Origin of the sequence: Rhizobium mayense (genome assembly GCF_030272705.1) — a bacterium.
Taxonomy (GTDB): Bacteria; Pseudomonadota; Alphaproteobacteria; order Rhizobiales; family Rhizobiaceae; genus Rhizobium; species Rhizobium mayense.
In genome coordinates this window covers 383512-398769 of record NZ_JARFYM010000001.1, presented here as the reverse complement: position 1 = coordinate 398769, position 15258 = coordinate 383512, and the positions used below count along the sequence as shown (strand labels likewise).

Below are 15258 nucleotides of genomic sequence, written 5' to 3'. Positions count from 1 at the left end.
TCTTTGTGCCACAAGATCACGCAACAAACGATAAGTCAATAATACTGACCTAATTTGTTTGTAACGATGACATTCTCAAGGCGATTTGTAGTCAAAGGGGTTCAGAACAGTAGCGGGAAAAGTCGAAAAATCGCCGATATCGCGGGTAACGATCGTGAGATTATGAACCGATGCAGTTGCCGCTATCATTGCATCGGCAATCAGCGTCGGCGATTTGCGATGCATGAATTGCGCCCATTGGATCATGCACGGCGCATCTAGGGAAATAACCCGGATCCCGAGCTGCAAACTATCCAGCCAACGCGTGAGTTCTTTTGCCTTTTGGGGATCGGTTTCTCCAGTCAATTCGATACCGCGCTGGATCTCGCCGATCGTGATGGAGGAAATCGCAAGGTCGTCACTCCTGACACTATTTATCCAGGCAAGTACCGCACCATGGGGTTTTACCCTGCGCAATTCCGATACCACATTCGTATCAAGCAAATACAACTGTCAATTCTCACCCAAATTGATGTCCCGCCAGACCCATTCCTTGCGAGACGGGATATCGAGTTCGAATCTCGGCTCCGGTGCGAGAAGCACGTCCTTGGCGGACGGCTTGGCTCGCTTGTTCAGCGCTTCCCACTCGGACACGGAAACAAGCACAGCTTTGGGTTCGCCTCTCTTTGAAACGAGCTGCGGTCCTTCCTCCAACGAGGCGTCAAGCATTTCGCTAAATTTCGCTTTGGCATCCTGAACCGGCCATTGGCGCATGGCGTCCTCCATCTGACTAGATTAAAGACTAGTTATCTTCGAAATGCGAATCAAGATCAAACTTGCGAGACGCGACCCCGCTCCGATACTTAAGTTGATGGCCGAATTGGAACACGCATGACAAGCAATGACCCCACATCCTCATTCTATGACGACAACGCTGCCGTCTACGCAGTGCGCGACCGCAGCCTGCCGCAGCGCCGGCTCGACGCCTTTCTGAATGCACTTCCCGCCGGCGCGTCGATTCTCGAACTGGGCTGCGGCGGCGGTCAGGACGCAGCCTACATGATCTCACGCGGCTTCAACGTCACGCCGACAGACGGCTCAGTGGAAATGGCCAGGCAGGCCGAAAAGCTGATTGGCAAGCCAGTGATCGTTCGAAGGTTCGAAGGGCTGGAAGACCATCAAGTTTACGATGGCATTTGGGCCGAAGCATCCTTGTTGCATGTGCGGCGATCGGATCTTCCCGAAATATTCGGCCGCATCCACAAGGCCCTGAAGAACGACGGCATATTTCATGCCAGCTTCAAGGCGGGAGAAGCCGAGGATTACGATAGTTTCGGCCGATATTACAATTATCTCTCGGCCGGCTGGCTCAACGATCTGCTGATCTCGACCGGATGGAAGGATATTTCGCTCAACGAAACCGATGGCGGTGGCTACGATGGCAAACCGACAAAATGGCTGCGGATGAGAGCCAGGAAAGGCATTTGATCGGCTATGTGGGCCGCAAACACCCCTGAAACGTTCAGGGCCGAGGAAGTCTCCCTCCTCGGCCCTTTTCATTGCGGTATAGACCCAAAGAGGCTTAGTTGACAGCCTTGTCGACGAGCTTGTTCTTGCCGATCCAGGGCATCATGCCGCGCAGCTTGGCGCCGACTTCTTCGATCTGGTGGCTGTCGTTGTTGCGGCGGATACCCTTGAAGCGGGCAGCACCCGAGCGGTATTCCTGCATCCATTCCGAGGTGAACTTGCCGGTCTGGATGTCCTTCAGGACACGCTTCATCTCGGCCTTGGTTTCAGCCGTGATGATGCGCGGGCCGGAGACATATTCGCCCCACTCGGCGGTGTTGGAGATCGAGTAGTTCATGTTGGCGATGCCGCCTTCATAGATCAGGTCGACGATGAGCTTCACTTCGTGCAGGCACTCGAAATAGGCCATTTCCGGAGCGTAGCCGGCTTCAACCAGCGTTTCGAAGCCGGCGCGGATGAGCTCGACGAGACCGCCGCAGAGAACGACCTGTTCGCCGAAGAGGTCGGTTTCGCACTCTTCGCGGAAGTTGGTTTCGATGATGCCGGAACGCCCCCCGCCGACGCCGCAGGCGTAGGAGAGCGCGAGTTCAAGCGCATTGCCCGAAGCGTTCTGATGAACGGCGACGAGGCAGGGAACGCCACCGCCCTTCTGGTATTCGCCGCGAACCGTGTGGCCCGGGCCCTTCGGAGCGATCATGACGACGTCGACAGAAGCCTTCGGCTCGATGAGGCCGAAGTGAACGTTGAGGCCGTGCGCGAAAGCGATCGCAGCGCCGTCACGGATATTCGGAGCGATGTCAGCCTTGTAGATGTCGGCCTGCAGCTCGTCCGGAGTTGCCATCATCATCAGGTCGGCCCAAGCGGCAGCTTCGGCAACGGTCATGACCTTGAAACCATCGGCTTCGGCCTTCTTGACGGTCGGCGAACCAGCCTTCAGCGCGATCGCTACATTCTGCGCACCGCTGTCCTTCAGGTTCAGCGCATGGGCGCGGCCCTGCGAACCATAACCGATAACGGCGACCTTCTTCGACTTGATGAGGTTGAGATCGGCATCACGATCGTAATAGACGCGCATTGTTTGTCCTTCCCTTTGCTTGTCTGGGTACAGATTTCGAATCGTCAGACGGTCGCTGTCGCTTCCGCCAATACCTTTTCCGTGCCGTAAAGCCTGAGGAAGGCGCTGACCGCCTTCTCCGCCTGACGGCTGGTATCTTTCAAACCGGGCTCGCCGAGCAGCATGCGAACGTGCAGATCGGAAACGATGAGCCCATAAAGCGTATGATAAGCCTCGTCGGCATTCATGAAGCGCAGCAGCCCTGCCCGCTTGCCGGCATCGATCAGCGCCATCGCACGGCGGTCGATCTGCCGTCGGCCGCGCTCGAGCAGAAGCTTGCCAAGCTTCGAGCCGTCGCGGTTCGATTGACCGATCGCCAGACGGTTCAACGCCAGCGACACGTCGCCGGCCAAAACCTCCAGAAGATCGCGGGCGAAAATGACGAGATGGTCATGCAGGCTCGCCGCCGTCAAACGCTCGCCGTTGCGCTCGAATGTGCGCACCTTGCTCGCCTGATAGGCAATCATCGCCGATAGCAGACCGTCGCGGTCGCCGAACCATTTATAGAGACTTTCCTTGGAGCAATTGGCAGCGCGCGCGACACCCGAGGTCGTCAGCGCCTTTTCGCCGCCATCGACGAGCAGACGCAACGCCTGTTCCAGAACGGCGTTCTGGCGCGGCGAAAACTCGCTCGACTGTCCTGCTTCGCTGAGCACGATGGCCTCTCCCAAATGCGTACCGTACGGTACGGTTCGCGGCCGGTTATGACTGAGGGCGAAGCAGGCGTCAAGCGGAATTCGTTGCTGCACCGCGTCAATAAGATGAATGGATTATTCTGCGGCGACTGGACTCCGCATGCTTTCGACGTCCTTCAGCGGCGGCAGACCATAGAGGCGGCTATATTCGCGGCTGAACTGCGACGGGCTCTGATAGCCGACACGATGGCCGGCGGAGCCGACATCCAACTGCTCGACGATCATCAATCGCCGCGCTTCATGAAGCCGAAGCTGCTTCTGATATTGCATCGGCGACATCGCGGTCACCGCCTTGAAATGATGATGTAGCGAGGAGACGCTCATGCCGACGCGCTCCGCCAGCTCTTCGATGCGCAGTGGCTGGACGAAATTGCCGCGAATCCAGGCCACTGCCCGAGCGACCTTGTTGCTCTGGCTCTCCGCCATGGCGATCTGCAACAGCCGCGGCCCATCCGGACCTGTCAGCAGGCGATAGAGGATTTCCTGCTCGATCAGCGGCGCCATGGCCGGAATATCGTCCGGTCGGTCGAGCAGCCTCAGCAGGCGCAGTGCGGCATCAAGTAGTTCCGGCGACGCCTGATTGACCGCCAGTCCGCGGATGCCTTCCGTTGTCATTGCCTGGCGCGGAACACTGACGCGCGACAGCAGCTCATTCAGCCGTTCGCTTTCGAGCATCATGGAGAAGCAAAGATAGGGCGTATCATTGGCCACACCGGTAATCTGCGTCGAAACCGGAAGGTCGAGCGCCGTCAGGACGTAGTGGCCAGCGCCGTAATGATAAGTATCGGCGCCGACGGTCAGGCTCTTGCGTCCTTGAACGACGACTGAAAAGGCCGGTCGGTAAGCCCGATGCTCCAACGGGGTCTCCATCGATTGCCGGTGTAGGGTAAGGCTGGCGATCGGCGTGGTTGATTCTCCATCCCGCGCGGCGAAACGGGCAATGATGGACGCGAGTTCCTGATTGGGATTGAAGGCAAGAGTCATACGCAACCAACTGTTTTCGGGGGCTTGTCGAGGCTTATCTAGGTGTCCGTCCATCCCTGCGAAAGGGCGCCCGTCAATCAGATTCGCAGAATCGTACACAAAGCTTGCAGGATCGCTCTAACGCTCTCGCCCGGTTCCGGTGCATAAGTCGGCCACCCACTTTTCCATCCCTCACCCAAAGCCAATCCTAACAAAAAGGAAGTCTCCCATGGCTATTGCAAAGGGCTATGCCGCAACCGACGCGTCCAAGCCGCTCACCCCCTTCACCTTCGAGCGCCGCGAGCCGAACGAAGACGACGTCGTCATCGCCGTCCAATATTGCGGCGTCTGCCACTCCGACATTCACCAGGCGCGCAACGAATGGGGCGGCTCGAAATACCCGATGGTGCCGGGCCACGAAGTCGCCGGCCTCGTCACCGCCGTCGGTTCCAAGGTAACCAAGTTCAAGATTGGCGACCGCGTCGGCGTCGGCTGCTTCGTCAATTCCTGCACGACCTGCGCCACACGCGATCTGGACTATGAACACTACATGCCGGGCCTGGTCCAGACCTACAACGACGTCGAAGCCGACGGCGAAACGCCGACCTATGGCGGCTATTCCGACTCGATCGTCGTCAAGGAAGGCTATGTGCTGTCCTTCCCCGACAATATTCCGCTGGATTCGGGCGCTCCGCTGCTGTGCGCCGGCATCACGCTCTACTCGCCGCTACGTCACTGGAAGGCCGGCCCCGGCAAGAAGATCGCCATCGTCGGCATGGGTGGTCTCGGCCATATGGGCGTCAAGCTGGCGCACGCCATGGGCGCTGACGTGACCGTTCTCAGCCAAACATTGTCGAAGAAGGAAGACGGCTTCAAGCTCGGCGCCAACCACTACTACGCCACCAGCGACGCCGAAACCTTCAAGACGCTTGCAGGCAGCTTCGACCTGATCATCAACACGGTCGGCACCGCCATCGACTGGAACGCCTACCTGAACCTTCTGAAATACGACGGCAGCATGGTGCTCGTCGGCGTTCCGGAACATGCCGTACCGGTTCACGCCTTTTCGCTCATCCCCGGCCGCCGCAGCCTCTCGGGCTCGATGATCGGTTCGATCAAGGAAACCCAGGAAATGCTCGACTTCTGCGGCGAGCACAATATCGTCGCCGAGATCGAGAAGATCAACATCCAGGAAATCAACGAAGCCTATGAACGTGTTCTGAAAAGCGACGTTCGCTACCGCTTCGTCATCGACATCGCCTCGCTGGCCTAAGTCTGATAAGGGTGGCGTCCTGCCGGGCGCCGCCCTTTTTCATTCCTCGCGCATGGTTTCCCTTTGCGTGATCAGCCGGGCGCTGTGCTGACGGCTGATATAGATCCACAGCCAGCTCCAGGCGACGGCGAAGCGCCAGCGCGTCCCGATCAGGAAGTAAATGTGGGCGAGGCCCCAGACCCACCAGGCGATCCAGCCCCTAAGCTTGATCCAGCCGAAATCGATGATTGCAGCACTTTTGCCGATCGTCGCAAGACTTCCCTGATGATAATAGTGAAATGGCCCTGGCGCCGGCTGGCCCGATAGCTTTGCCCTTATCACCTTGGCGACGTAAGCGCCCTGCTGCTTGGCGGCCGGCGCGATACCCGGCACCGGGGTGCCATCCTGGCGCATCACCGCCGCCGTGTCGCCGATGATAAAGATATCCGGCTTACCTGGCGTCCTCAGTTCCTTGTCGACCACGACGCGACCGGCGCGATCGGCGGGAACGCTCAGCCACTTCGCTGCCGGCGAAGCCTGCACGCCAGCGGCCCAGACGATCGTGCGGCTTGGGACGAAGGTCTCTCCGATCGTCACGCCCTCCTCGGTGCAGGATGTAACAGGCTTGCCGGTGCGGACTTCGACGCCCAGCTTTTCCAGCGCCTTATGAGCGTAGGCGGACAGCCCCTCGTCAAAGCTTGGTAGAACGCGCGGCCCGGCTTCGACAAGGATGATCCTGGCCTTTGTGGTGTCTATATTGCGGAACTCCTTCGGGAGAGTCGTTCTGGCCAACTCGGCAATGATGCCGGCAAGCTCGACGCCGGTCGGCCCGGCGCCGACGATGGTGAAAGTCAGCAGAGCGTCGCAAGTGGCGGGATCACTCTCCAGTTCCGCCCGCTCGAAGGCCAGCAGAACGCGCCGGCGGATCGTCGTTGCGTCCTCAAGCGTCTTCAATCCCGGCGCCACCGGTTCCCATTCGTCATGTCCAAAATAGGCATGGGTCGCGCCTGTCGCCAGCACAAGCGTATCGTATGCTATCGTCTCGCCGCCTTTCAGCGTCACCACATGTGCCTGGCTGTCGACCCCGACGACTTCCGCCAGCAGTGTCGTCACCTCCGGACGATCGCGGAAAAAGCTTCGGATCGGCCAGGCGATCTCGGACGTGGCGAGCAAGGTAGTGGCGACTTGATAGAGCAGCGGCTGGAACAGGTGATGGTTACGCCGGTCGATCAGCGTGATGCGGACCGGAGCTCCCTTGAGATCGTTGACGAGCTGCAAGCCGCCAAACCCACCTCCGACGACGACAACGTGATAATCCTGCATAACGACACCCCGCATCCGTTTTATCTTCGCGAACGTAGGGTTGAAGACGATAGCCAGCAACCATCTTTTATGCATGGCACCCGTGCGGGCGCGCGAGCCAAATGACCGGAATTTGGTAGTAGAATGGCGGCTTTCGGGCGCAAAGCGGACAGGTGATTGACTACTCGCAAGTCGGCCATATTTGGGTCCTTCACCGTCGATGTGATCCAAACGATCTGGAATGGGCTCAAATATATACGAGGCAGGAATATGGTACCAAACTACTGAGGCCGCCCAATCGATTGGGCGGCCTCACATGATAGAGCGGCCAAGCTGAGGCAGTTACTTGGCGAGTGCAGCCTCTTCGATGACGGCTGCAATCTCCTTGGGGAATACAACCAGTGACGCATGACTCCCAGGAACCTCGGTTACCTTGGCCTTTATCCGCGCCGCCATCATTCGCTGAGCCTCTGGAGCATTCACGCGGTCCTTCGTGCTGATGACGAAATAGTTCGGCTTGAAGTGCCATGCGGCTGTGTCCACTGGGGCTTCGAACGCCGTGTGGTTCAGAGGTAGCTGATTGGCGGCAAGTTTCTCGGCAATTTTCAGCGGCAGTTCGGGGGCGACGAATTCCGGAAAGGTCTTTTGATCCAGATAGAGGTTACCCTTGTCGTCCGGATGAATGGACTTCGCGCCCTCAGTTGCCGGACCGGACTTGGCGAGCGTTGCAAGGGACTCGCCGACATCCGGGGCAAACGCCGATACGAATACCAGCGACTTCACCTTGGGGTCGTTACCCGCTTCGGTAATGACAACGCCGCCCCAAGAGTGACCTACCAGAACGGTCGGACCGTTCTGTTCTGCTATCGCTTTTTTCGTCGCGGCCACTTCAGCGGCAAGGGACGTAAGCGGATTTTCGACGAGGGTGACCTTATAGCCCTTGGCGGTAAGAATATCGGCGACGGGCTGCCAGCTTGTCTGATCGACGAATGCGCCGTGAACGAGAACGATGTTGTGTGCCGCCCCCTTCGGAAGTTCGCTTGCGGTGGCGGACACGGCAAAAGCAGCGCCGGCGAGCAACGTTGCTGCAGCAGTCATAATGAGAGAACGCATTCTATTTTCTCCAGGAATAATGGAACCGACGCACGCTTCCAGAGGAAACAGGCGTTTCAGCAAAGTCGCGATACTGCTGTTGCGGTCGATTGCGAACTCGATCCAATGAGCGCCGATGCCCGAGACAGAAAGCAATTTTCGTTGTATCGCTACATTTGAGAACTAGAGGAAAATATCTTGTCACCCCATGACGGCAACAACGGAGTTTTTGCTCCAGCGTCCGATGTTGCAACGCCGACAGACCTGTTGTCAGATATCCTGCGTTTCGTGCAACTGAAGGGCGAGCGAGTATTTACAGCCGAATGCGCGCCCGGATTCAATATCGTTTTTCAACCCAGTTCAGCATGTCTCCACGTCGTCCAGGAAGGCGACATTGACGTCTATATCGAAGACGACCCACCGCTGCGATTGTCCCGGGGTGACGTTTTCGTGCTGCTACGTCCGATCAGGTACGCCTTGGCCTGTCCCAGCAAAAGTTGGCGCCAGGCCAGGCATGAACTTGTAGTCGACGGATCGGGCGTAAGAGTGGACGTGCTTCGAGATGGTATCGGGCCAGTGCGTGCAAGAACGCTCAGCGCGACGTTTCAGTTCGAGAACGGTTGTGGCTTGCAGCCTGCCATGAGCTTGCTGCCGAACTATATCCATGTCGAGAAAAACACCGATCAATCCGCCGTTCTCATCCGCGACGTCGCCCAATTCCTGGTTTATGAAAAGGAGGCGCAGGAGCCGGGCGCGGCCCTTATGATCTCACGCGTCATCGATATTCTGGTTATCCGATGTATCCGTACGTGGTCGAAATTACAGGGCGGAAAGCAGGGCTGGATCGGTGCGTTGGCCGATGCCAGGGTAAGCCGTGCACTGTCGGCGCTTCATCGAAACCCAAGCCGACCCTGGTCGGTGGGGGACTTGGCTTCAATTGCTGGAATGTCACGCTCTCGGTTCGCAGAGGTGTTTCTGGCTGCTGTTGGCGAACCCCCTCTACGATACCTTCATGGTTGGCGTCTGGCTGTCGCGTCAGACCTATTGCGTAAATCGAATGTACGCATAGGAGATATTGCTCGCCATGTCGGCTACGACTCCGAGGCGGCGTTCAGCCGGGCATTCAAGACATTATATGGCCTGTCGCCGAGCCATGTGCGTTCAAGCAGAACGAATTGATAGGCTAATGCAGGTGATTGTCCCGTTGCCGAGTAGACTCTCGCACAATGACATCCATCCGCCCGAATGACCGCAATTGGCGCAAAGTTTCCGTCATTATGCTTCGCTAGACTTGGAGGCAGTTGTTACATCGTTCCACAAACGAGATCGCTTCACTATTCGGCATAGCCGACCGGGATCGTTACGCCGCTTTTCAACACTTCCATGGAGATCGACGCTGAAACGTCGAAGAGCTCCACTCGGCGCACGATCTTCTTATAGATGACGTCGTAGTGCTCGACACGCGGCAGCACGATTTTCAGGATGTAGTCGTAATTGCCCGTCAGCCGATGCGCCTCGACGATTTCGGGAATGTCACTGATCGCCTTCCGAAAAATTTCGATCCATTCGTCGGCATGATGCGCGGTCTTGATCAGCGCATAGAGCGTGGTCGGCACTCCCATTTTCTCGCGGTCCAGTACGACAATGCGCCTGGCTATATGGCCGCTTTCCTCAAGCCGTTGGATACGCCGTGAGCAGGCAGAAACCGAAAGCGCCACCCGATCGGCAAGGTCCGTCACCGAGATGCCGGCGTCGGTCTGCAAAAGATCGAGAATCTTCCGATCGCGTTCGTCAAGCATTGGCGCCCATCTCCATAGTGACGCGGAAATTTTGTGCATTATCGCACATATACGCAAAACTTTGCATCACTGATCGAAAGAAAGACAAAGATTGCAAACACCAAGCGGGTGAAATGTCTCAATATTCTGCTATTCCTTATTAAGAACGGAGAACAGCAGCATGCGCACTATCGGCCTGATCGGCGGTATGAGTTTCGAGAGTTCGGCGGTCTATTATCGCCTTATCAATGAGATGGTTCGTGACAGACTGGGAGGCCTCGCCTCGGCTGAAGTGCTGATGTATTCCGTCAATTTCGAAGAAATCGTCGCCCTCCAGAAGGCCGGACGCTGGGACGACGCCGCCGCCCGTCTCGGCGATGCAGCGCTTCGCCTGCAGATCGCCGGCGCCGAATGCGTGCTGATCTGCACCAACACCATGCATCTGATCGCTCCGGAAGTTGCCGCTCGCGTCTCCATCCCGTTGATCCACATTATCGACGAGACGGCCGCCGCGCTGAAAGCCGCCGGCCGCTTCAAGCCGCTGCTGCTTGCCACGCGCTACACGATGGAGCACGGCTTCTACACCGATTGCATGGCCCGCAACGGCGTCTCCGTCATGGTGCCGGGCGCTGAAGACCGAACAGTTACCCACGACATCATCTTCAACGAACTCTGCGCCGGCATCGTCAAGGACGAGTCGCGCCGGAAACTGATGGTGATCATCGAGCGCGCCAAAGCTGAGGGCGCCGATAGCGTCATCCTCGGCTGCACCGAGATCTGCCTGATCCTTGACCCGAACGCGCTCACCCTGCCGGGCTTCGACACCACGGCGATCCACGCACTGAGTGCCGTCGATTTCGCTCTCGGCAGCGAAAAAGCGGCCGCTAGCCGGGCCGCTTGATCAAGCCAAATTTACTTGACTGAGTCAAATAAATGGTGGACATCGTCTCTTATATTTTAAGGAGATGATGTCCATGCTTGATATTATGGAATTCGCGACCATCGACGCAGTCCGCGACTTTAATCGCTTCTATACCAATTTCCTCGGCGTCCTGAACAAAGCCTATCTCGACAGCCCTTACGCCTTGACCGATGTCCGCGTGTTGTTCGAAATCGGTTCCCGTGGGGGCGTCGCCGCCTCGACACTGACGCGGGACCTGCATCTTGACCCCGCCTATCTCAGCCGCATTCTGAAGCGCTTTCGCGAAGACGGCCTGGTCGAAACCAAGCCCGATCCGGAGGACCTGCGCAGCCAGATCATAACGGTCACCGGCAAGGGACGGGCGCAGTTCCATGAATTCGTCCGCCGCTCGCGCGCCGAGATCGCCGGGCATTTCGACGCACTGGCCATCGGTGAGCCGGAACGTGTCGTCGAGGCGATGCAGACGATACGGGCCGTACTCAACTCAAGCGCCAACGCCATGCCCGCCGCCATCATCCGCGCCCATCGTCCCGGCGATATCGGTTGGATTGTGCAAAGTCAGGGGCGCTTCTATTCCGAAGAATTCGGTTGGGATATGCGTTTTGAAGGGTTGGTCGCCGAGGTCGCCGGGAAATTCCTCTCCAATTTCAACCCGCAGAAAGATCGATGCTGGATCGCCGAGCGGGGGGGACTGAATGTCGGCTCCGTCATGGTTGCCGACGGCGGTGACGGGATCGCAAAGCTCCGATTGCTTTACGTCGACAAGGCGGCGCGAGGTCTCGGCCTTGGCAAACTGCTGGTCGGCGAATGCATCCGTTTTGCCCGCGACGCCGGTTATCGCCAACTGTCGCTGTGGACCAACGACATCCTCGACACCGCCAGAGGCATCTATATTCAAGCCGGTTTCCGGCTCGTCTCCGAGGAAAAGCATCGCATGTTTGGCCCGGAATTGAATGGCCAGACGTGGGTTCTGGATCTTTGAACCAGATTGCGCGGCATCACGTCTTGTTGCACTGCAAAAATTCCTCTTGATTTGGAAACGATCATTTCCTAAACAATCTGCATGACGACACACATGCAGGACATTTCCCCGAAGCTTCGCGGTCGCCCGCGGGAATTCGATGTGGACGCAGCGCTCGATGCGGCGCTGCGGGTCTTTTCCGAGCGCGGTTACTATGCCGCCTCGATTAGCGAATTGACCGAGGCCATGGGACTGACCGCAGGCAGCGTCTACAAGGCGTTCGGCGACAAACGCGGCGTGTTCCTGGCCGTGTTCGATCGCTATCGCCATGTGCGCCAGCAATTGATTGATGAGTCTCTTGCCAAGGCCCCAAACGCGCATGAAAAGCTGCGTTCATTGGTGGCGTTCTTCGCTGAGGCTTCATGCGGCGAAATCGGCCGCAGAGGCTGTCTCGTGGTCGGCAGTGCGATCGAGCTTGCGCTTTTCGATAAGGAGGTCGCCAGCCGTGTCAGCGTAGCTTTCGATTTCGACGAGCGGCGCATCCGGGACCTCATTCTTCTGGGTCAGGCGGATGGGTCCGTGTCAAAGCATATCGACCCTGAAAGCACCGCCTGCACCTTGCTTGCCCTTACGAAAGGCATGCGCGTGATCGGAAAGACCGGTCGCAAAACCGAACATATGCTCGCCGTCGCCGAGACGGCCATGAAACTGCTGAACTGATTTTTCACAAGAATTTTGGGGGATCGCCTCCCCTGCCCGCATCAAGGATCATGACATGCCCGCAACCGCCGCCGCCAGACGGGAGAGCGCCTCGCTCCCCGAAAAGACCATTTCGCCGTTGATGACGTTCATGTTTGCCGCCGCTTGCGGGCTGGTGGCCGCCAATCTCTATTATGGCCAGCCGCTGGCCGGCCCGATCAGCCAGGCGCTCGGCTTCACGCCGGCGGCGACTGGTCTGATCGTGACGCTGACGCAGATCGGTTATGGCCTTGGTCTGCTATTGATCGTCCCGCTCGGCGATCTCGTGGAAAACCGCAGGCTGGTGTTGACGCTGATCGGCCTTTCGGCCGTAGCGCTCATCGGCGCCTCCTTCGCGTCGTCACCGTCACTTTTCCTGCTTGCCTCGCTCTGTATCGGCATTGCTTCCGTTGCAGTCCAAGTCCTCGTGCCGTTCGCGGCCCATATGGCGCCGGACGCCAGCCGCGGCGCGGTTGTCGGCAATGTCATGAGCGGCCTGCTTTGCGGCATCATGCTGGCCCGTCCGGCGGCGAGCTTCCTGTCGGAGCTCTCCTCCTGGCATGCGGTCTATATCCTCTCCGCGGGCGTCATGATCGGGCTTGCCGTTATCCTCCGCGCGGTCCTGCCGACCCGCATTCCTCATACCAAGCTGCACTATGGCCAACTGCTCTCGTCCATGGGCCATCTCGCACTGCGCACGCCGGTGCTGCAGCGCCGCGCCCTCTATCAAGCCTGCATGTTCGGCGCCTTCAGCGTCTTCTGGACAACGACCCCGTTGCTGCTCGCAAGCCCGGCTTTCGGCCTGACGCAGAATGGCGTTGCCCTCTTCGCACTCGCTGGTGCCGCAGGCGCGGTCGCTTCGCCGATAGCCGGCCGTGTTGCCGATCGCGGCTGGACCAAGCTTGCCACCGCCTTCGCCATGGTGCTCGCCATCCTCGCCCTCCTCATCGCTCATGCCTCCGGAAGCGGCTCGCTGCTGGCACTTGCGACATTGACGCTTTCCGGCATCCTGCTCGATTTCGGCGTGCAGACCAATCTCGTGCTTGGCCAGCGCGCCATCTTTGCGCTGAGCGCCGAACATCGCAGCCGCCTGAACGGTCTCTACATGGCGACATTCTTTACTGGCGGCGCGCTCGGCTCCGCAATCGGCGGCTGGGCCTATGCCACCGGCGGCTGGAATCTCGCCTCGTGGATCGCCGTCGGCTTCCCTGTCGTGGCGCTGCTCATCTTCTTGACGGAACGGCAGAAGTGATTCGGCAGCGAAAGGGCGCGACCCGGCTCCGATGGGGCCGCGCTTAGTCCTGCGATTGATCGAAACGGACGCGTGCTGCGCGCACGGCGTCGTGGTTGGCTTCAGCCCAATTCAGGAGCTGCGCCAGGGGCCCATAGAGCGAACGACCGAGATCGGTCATGCGATATTCAACGCTTGGCGGTTTGGTCGGAAACACCTCGCGGTCGATATAGCCGTCGCGCTGCAGGTCGCGCAGCGTCTGGGTTAACATGCGCTGCGAAATATCGGGCACCATGCGCCGCAGCTCACCAAAACGGTAAGGACGCTGCGCCAACGCTTCCAGCAGCAGCACCGACCACTTGCCACCGATCTGCGAGATCAAATCCCGCACCGGGCAATTGGTAAAATCGAGTTTGCTGATATCGACGACGCGCGGCGGAGCCTCTGTATTGCGAAGATTGACGACGGTGCGGGCGCTCATGGCGGGGCGGTTCCCTTTTGGTAACGTAGAGCCAAAAAACTGCCTTCTTTACAGGCCGAAGTCAATTCCTATTCTAGCGCTAGTCTCTTTTTGAGAGTAACAAAACCCTCGCAAGTCCGCGGCGGTAGAACAAGGATAAAGACATGAGCAGCACCCTTCTCGTCACCGGCGCCGCGGGCCACCTCGGCCAGCGCGTCATTCATCACCTGCTGGAGACATACAAGCTTGCGCCCGGCCGCATCATTGCCGCCACCCGCAGCCCGGAGAAGCTGGCAAGCCTCGCCGCCAAAGGCGTCGTTACCCGCAAGGCTGATTTCGATGACGCCGCCACCCTGCCGGCAGCCTTTGCCGACGTCGATCGCCTGTTGATCATCAGCACCGACGCGCTCGCCGTCCCCGGTCAGCGCCTGAAGCAGCACACGACGGCCGTCGAGGCCGCTAAGCAGGCTGGCGTTAAACACATCCTTTACACCTCGATGCCGGCACCGGAAAACTCGCTCGTCAGCTTCGCACTCGACCATCTCGGCACGGAAAATGCCATCAAGGCCAGCGGCCTCGGCTATACGATCCTGCGCAACGCCTGGTACTTCGACAACTACTTGATGGGCCTGCCGCACAGCCTCGAAGTCGGCAGGTGGTACACCGCGACCGGTGGCGGTCGCGTCAGCAACATCAGCCGCGAAGATTGCGCCCTTGCCATTGCCGCCGCCTTAGCCTCCGACACGACGGAAAGCGCCACCTATACGCTGACGGGCTCGACCGCCGTCACCATCGAGGACGTCGCGAGCGTCGTCAGCAGGATCACCGGTCGTCCGCTGGAAGTCGTGCAGGTCAATGACGAACAGTTCGCCGCCGGCCTGACCGGCGCTGGCCTGCCGAAATTCGTGGTCGACATGCTCGTCTCCGCGGATGCCAATACCCGCGCCGGCAATTTCAACATCCTCACGAACGACTTCAACAAGCTGACCGGCAAGGAGCCGCAGACGCTGCGCAGCTTCGTCGAGGAACACAAGGCGGCGTTGCTCGGCTGAGTTTTGGAAAGGTCAGGCAAGATGATCCTCGCCGCACCTTCAAGCATGGCCCCTCGCCCCAACCCTCCCCCCCCGAGCGGGGAGAGGGAGTCTCATGCCTCGAACACAGCCCTAACCGAATGTCCGGGCTAATAGTTTTGCTCCGTCGTCCCTTCTCCCCGCGATGCGGGGAGAAGGCTAGGATGAGGGGCC

Annotated in this window: 17 protein-coding genes; 8 read left to right on the top strand and 9 right to left on the bottom strand. The window is 58.9% G+C overall.

The annotated features are described in order from the left end of the window. Nucleotides 1–75: 75 nt before the first annotated feature. Both PY649_RS01960 and PY649_RS01955 read right to left on the bottom strand, forming a co-directional pair. Entirely contained in the window at nucleotides 76–489 is a 414-nt protein-coding gene (locus tag PY649_RS01960) for a type II toxin-antitoxin system VapC family toxin (protein ID WP_285866397.1), read from the bottom strand. A gap of 3 nt (nucleotides 490–492) precedes the next feature. Beyond that, nucleotides 493–753 (bottom strand): type II toxin-antitoxin system Phd/YefM family antitoxin, encoded by a 261-nt coding sequence (locus tag PY649_RS01955; RefSeq protein WP_285866396.1) that lies wholly within the window; start codon nucleotides 751–753, stop codon nucleotides 493–495. 117 nt (nucleotides 754–870) lie between these two features. Here PY649_RS01955 and PY649_RS01950 point away from each other — a divergent pair, with 117 nt between their 5' ends. Then, a complete protein-coding gene (locus PY649_RS01950; protein ID WP_285866395.1) occupies nucleotides 871–1467 on the top strand; it encodes a class I SAM-dependent DNA methyltransferase in 597 nt (198 codons plus the stop codon). A gap of 94 nt (nucleotides 1468–1561) precedes the next feature. Here PY649_RS01950 and ilvC read toward each other — a convergent pair whose 3' ends face one another. From ilvC to PY649_RS01935, 3 genes are all read right to left on the bottom strand, one after another. Next, a complete protein-coding gene (gene ilvC, locus PY649_RS01945) occupies nucleotides 1562–2581 on the bottom strand; it encodes a ketol-acid reductoisomerase (RefSeq protein ID WP_133705579.1) in 1020 nt (339 codons plus the stop codon). A gap of 44 nt (nucleotides 2582–2625) precedes the next feature. Beyond that, nucleotides 2626–3276, bottom strand: coding sequence for a TetR/AcrR family transcriptional regulator (locus PY649_RS01940; protein ID WP_285866392.1), 651 nt, complete (start codon nucleotides 3274–3276; stop codon nucleotides 2626–2628). Nucleotides 3277–3390: 114 nt separating this feature from the next. Further along, on the bottom strand, nucleotides 3391–4299 hold the full coding sequence (locus tag PY649_RS01935) for an AraC family transcriptional regulator (protein WP_285866567.1): 909 nt from the start codon (nucleotides 4297–4299) through the stop codon (nucleotides 3391–3393). Between the two features lie 208 nt (nucleotides 4300–4507). On the opposite strand from PY649_RS01935, the gene PY649_RS01930 reads away from it, so the two are divergent. Beyond that, nucleotides 4508–5551, top strand: a complete 1044-nt coding sequence (locus PY649_RS01930) for an NAD(P)-dependent alcohol dehydrogenase (RefSeq protein WP_285866391.1) — start codon at nucleotides 4508–4510, stop codon at nucleotides 5549–5551. Nucleotides 5552–5590: 39 nt separating this feature from the next. Here the strand turns inward: PY649_RS01930 and PY649_RS01925 are convergent, their stop codons facing one another. Both PY649_RS01925 and PY649_RS01920 read right to left on the bottom strand, forming a co-directional pair. Next, complete coding sequence (locus PY649_RS01925; RefSeq protein ID WP_285866566.1) at nucleotides 5591–6853, bottom strand: NAD(P)/FAD-dependent oxidoreductase; 1263 nt, start codon at nucleotides 6851–6853, stop codon at nucleotides 5591–5593. A gap of 321 nt (nucleotides 6854–7174) precedes the next feature. Beyond that, complete coding sequence (locus PY649_RS01920; protein WP_285866390.1) at nucleotides 7175–7945, bottom strand: alpha/beta hydrolase; 771 nt, start codon at nucleotides 7943–7945, stop codon at nucleotides 7175–7177. A 177-nt stretch (nucleotides 7946–8122) separates the two neighbouring features. On the opposite strand from PY649_RS01920, the gene PY649_RS01915 reads away from it, so the two are divergent. Next, nucleotides 8123–9103 carry an AraC family transcriptional regulator gene (locus PY649_RS01915; RefSeq protein ID WP_285866389.1) on the top strand — a complete coding sequence of 327 codons (981 nt, stop codon included), beginning with the start codon at nucleotides 8123–8125 and terminating at the stop codon, nucleotides 9101–9103. Between the two features lie 155 nt (nucleotides 9104–9258). On the opposite strand, the gene PY649_RS01910 is transcribed toward PY649_RS01915, so the two are convergent. Continuing rightward, the gene (locus PY649_RS01910; RefSeq protein ID WP_285866388.1) at nucleotides 9259–9723 is read right to left on the bottom strand and encodes an Lrp/AsnC family transcriptional regulator; all 465 of its coding nucleotides are present in this window, start codon (nucleotides 9721–9723) and stop codon (nucleotides 9259–9261) included. 160 nt (nucleotides 9724–9883) lie between these two features. Here PY649_RS01910 and PY649_RS01905 point away from each other — a divergent pair, with 160 nt between their 5' ends. The 4 genes from PY649_RS01905 (at nucleotide 9884) to PY649_RS01890 (ending at nucleotide 13575) form a co-directional block, all read left to right on the top strand. Beyond that, entirely contained in the window at nucleotides 9884–10603 is a 720-nt protein-coding gene (locus PY649_RS01905; protein ID WP_285866387.1) for an aspartate/glutamate racemase family protein, read from the top strand. 85 nt (nucleotides 10604–10688) lie between these two features. After that, nucleotides 10689–11606, top strand: coding sequence for a bifunctional helix-turn-helix transcriptional regulator/GNAT family N-acetyltransferase (locus PY649_RS01900; protein ID WP_432761317.1), 918 nt, complete (start codon nucleotides 10689–10691; stop codon nucleotides 11604–11606). An 81-nt stretch (nucleotides 11607–11687) separates the two neighbouring features. Beyond that, nucleotides 11688–12305, top strand: a complete 618-nt coding sequence (locus tag PY649_RS01895) for a TetR/AcrR family transcriptional regulator (protein WP_285866386.1) — start codon at nucleotides 11688–11690, stop codon at nucleotides 12303–12305. A 55-nt stretch (nucleotides 12306–12360) separates the two neighbouring features. Beyond that, the gene (locus PY649_RS01890; protein ID WP_285866385.1) at nucleotides 12361–13575 is read left to right on the top strand and encodes an MFS transporter; all 1215 of its coding nucleotides are present in this window, start codon (nucleotides 12361–12363) and stop codon (nucleotides 13573–13575) included. Between the two features lie 43 nt (nucleotides 13576–13618). Here PY649_RS01890 and PY649_RS01885 read toward each other — a convergent pair whose 3' ends face one another. Then, nucleotides 13619–14035, bottom strand: a complete 417-nt coding sequence (locus PY649_RS01885) for a winged helix-turn-helix transcriptional regulator (RefSeq protein ID WP_285866384.1) — start codon at nucleotides 14033–14035, stop codon at nucleotides 13619–13621. Nucleotides 14036–14178: 143 nt separating this feature from the next. Between PY649_RS01885 and PY649_RS01880 the strand changes: the two genes are divergently transcribed. Beyond that, the gene (locus PY649_RS01880; protein ID WP_285866383.1) at nucleotides 14179–15066 is read left to right on the top strand and encodes an SDR family oxidoreductase; all 888 of its coding nucleotides are present in this window, start codon (nucleotides 14179–14181) and stop codon (nucleotides 15064–15066) included. Nucleotides 15067–15258 lie beyond the last annotated feature (192 nt).